Source organism: Streptomyces sp. NPDC007095 (assembly GCF_040634475.1).
Taxonomy (GTDB): domain Bacteria; phylum Actinomycetota; class Actinomycetes; order Streptomycetales; family Streptomycetaceae; genus Streptomyces.
The window spans coordinates 1-2995 of record NZ_JBEYFS010000464.1 but is presented as its reverse complement, the minus strand read 5'-3'; the positions used below and the strand labels follow the sequence as shown (position 1 = coordinate 2995).

The 2995-nt window shown below is 71.4% G+C and carries 2 protein-coding genes; one reads left to right on the top strand and one right to left on the bottom strand.

Features of this window, described 5'->3' with window-relative positions:
- Positions 1-237 precede the first annotated feature (237 nt).
- Positions 238-2109: an NAD-binding protein gene (locus ABZ656_RS57300; protein ID WP_360280594.1), complete on the top strand. Its 1872-nt coding sequence runs from the start codon at positions 238-240 to the stop codon at positions 2107-2109.
- A gap of 3 nt (positions 2110-2112) precedes the next feature.
- Here the strand turns inward: ABZ656_RS57300 and ABZ656_RS57295 are convergent, their stop codons facing one another.
- Positions 2113-2670, bottom strand: coding sequence for a hypothetical protein (locus ABZ656_RS57295; protein WP_360280591.1), 558 nt, complete (start codon positions 2668-2670; stop codon positions 2113-2115).
- Positions 2671-2995: the final 325 nt, after the last annotated feature.

Here is a 2995-nt window from a genome sequence, read left to right as displayed (position 1 = left end):
CCCACGTCAGGGCAGACAGAAGCACCCCCGGCGCACGCCACGGGATTTACCACGCCCCCGGCGCGCACCGAAGGTGCGCTGGATCGCTGACCTGCCGGTATCGCGGGCCGCTCCATACGGAACGTTGACGCGATCCCACGTCCCTCCCCGGAACCAGGCGCGCCCGTCCTGCCGTTCATGACTGATGTGACGTCAACTCTGCATCTACATACGGAACTTGGCCCCAGATCCCAGCACATGGTGATCTGCGGTGACGACGGTCTCGCGCACCGGCTCGCCGTCGAACTGGACGCCGTGTGCGGAGAGGCCGTGACCGTCGTACTGCCCTCCAGGCGCGATGGGCGCGGCGCCGAGATCGCCGCGCTGCACCGCGACCCGCACTCGCCGATCGAGCTGCTGGTGGCCCCGCATCCGGACGAGCAGACCCTGCGGTCCGCGGGCGTGCAGCGGGCCGCGGCCCTCGCGCTGACCTACGGCGACGACCAGGTCAACATGACCGCGGCGCTCCTGGCCCGGAGCCTCAATCCCTCCATACGCCTGGTCATCCGCATGTTCAACCGCGAACGCGGACACCACCTGGAACGCCTCCTGGACCGGGCTGCCGAGGCCACGGGGGGAAACGGCGACGATCCCCGGCCGGACATGTCCACCACGGTGCTGTCCGACGCCGACACCGCCGTACCGGAACTCGTGGCGGCCGCCGCGGTCGGCCATGGCCACACCCTTCAGGTCGAGGGCAAGGTCTTCCGCGGCGTCGTGCGGGCCGCCGGGTCGCCGCCCCGGTCCGCCGATCTGACCACCCTCGCCGTGCTCTCCGGCTCGCACCAGGACGACCCGGCGAGTGAGGACAGCCCCGAGACGCCGGGGGAGGAAGGCACCCAGCTCCTTCCCGACACCCGCACCGCCTACCACCGGCAGTTCACCCACGGCCGGCTGATGCTGGAAGAGGTCACCCACCACCACGCGCCCGAGCCGCCCGCCCGGGAACGCCACGGCCTGGCGGGCTGGCTGCGGGCACGGCTCGCACACCTGCCGTGGAGGGTGTTCCTCTCCCGCGAGGTCATCGCGGTCTACGGGGTGCTGGCCGCGACCGTACTGGTGCTCGCGGCCGCCACGGCGCTCTTCGCGCACGAGCACCCATGGTGGAAGAACGTCTATCTCCCACTGCTGGACATCTTCACGATGGGAGACCCGGCGACCGACGAGGCCGTGGCCCGCCGCGTGCTCCAGCTGATCGCGGGCTTCGTCGGCCTGGCCGTGCTTCCGCTGGTCGTGGCCGCGACCATGAACGCCACCGAGGCGTTCCGGACCGCCTCCGTCAGCAACGCGCCCGCCGACGACCTCGCCGACCACATCGTCGTGGTCGGCCTCGGCAAGATCGGCACCCGGGTGCTCGCCCAGTTGTGCACCACCGACCACCGGGTCGTGGCCGTGGAACGGGACCCGCACGCGCGCGGCGTTGCCCTCGCCCGCCAGCTCGGCGTCCCGCTGCTGCTGGAGGACGCCGGAGCACCGGGCGTCCTCGACCATGCACGCATCCGGCACAGCAGGTCGGTGCTCGTCCTCACCCACGACGACGGTGAGAACCTCGACATCGTGATGGCCGCGCGCGAGACCAACCCCGGTGTACGCGTGGTGATGCGGCTGTACGACGACGACTTCGCCGCCACCGTCCAGCGCACCCTGCGCGCCTCCTACCCGGATGCCCCCACCCGCAGCCGCAGTGTCTCCGCACTCGCCGCGCCCTCCTTCGCCGCCGCGATGATGGGCCGCCATGTGCTGGGCGTGATGCCGGTCGAGCGCGGCTCGCTGCTGTTCACCGTGGTGGACGTGGCCGGCCATCCCGAACTGGAGGGGCGTTCGGTGCACGAGGCGTTCCGGGAGCACGAGTGGCGGGTCCTGGCCGTCGGCTCGGCCACGGCGCACCCCACGTCGTCCTCACCGGACACCCTCGCGGGGATCCGGCTCCACCGGCCCGGCCTCGACTGGCGCCCGCCGCACGGGCGGGTCCTGCGTGCGGGGGACCGTGTCGTGCTCGCGACGACACGGCGTGGCCTGGACATCCTCATGACCGGGGTGCAGCCGCATCCGGTGGACCGGCGGGGATGAGCGTCACTCCAGGCCGGAGACCTTGAACACGGTCAGGGCGGTTTCCCGGTCGACCTGCTCCGAGACCCGGCGCAGGGCGGTCTGCCCACAGGTCAGCGATCCGCAGGCCGCCGCCTTGTGCGCGTCCTCGTCCAGGCGGCGCCACAGGTCGGGGTTGTTCACCAGGACCTTGGGGTCGATCTCGACCCGGTCGCCGAACGTGTCCCGCAGGACGAGCCGCTGGGAGACGCCGTCCAGGCAGCGCACCGACACCAGCAGGTCGGTGCGGACCCGGCGCCGCCGCAGCAACCCCTGTGAGGCCAGCCACCCCTCGCCGATGGTGACCCTGCGCGGGAACAGGACCGCGAAGAGGAGCGCGGCGAGACCGGCCCACAGCACCGCGCGCAGGGGGGTGAAGGTGTCGGCCCCCCAGTCGATGAGCAGGAGAAGGGCGAGGAGTACGCCCGCGCAGCGGATCGAGCTGCGCAGGTCCTGGGCCCAGAATCGGTCGCGAGCGACTTCGGCGGGGGTGTCCGTGTGATTGTGGACCGCGTTGTGTCGCGCGTGGTTGCGGCGTCCCATAAGGACGACGGTAGATACCCGAAGGGCCTGAATCCGGTCCCTTGACGCGTCTCTGATGGGTGCCCTGCTCCTTCTTGACGCCCGGTCGTGATGGCCGCCGGCGGAAGGTCTTCGCTCCGATGGGAGTCGCGGGGGAGCGCCGTGGGGGGAGTCGTGTGGGGCACTTGGCCGTCAAGGTCCCGTCAAGGTCCGGGGCTTCGACGCGAAGAAGGCGCAAGGAAGGGTCGAAAGCAGTCGGGGACGGACAGAACCTGGGCGTACCCGCGCATCGCCTCCCCGCGTGCGCGGGCCACCGCGTAAGGAGCCCGTATTCCATGTCTGTCCT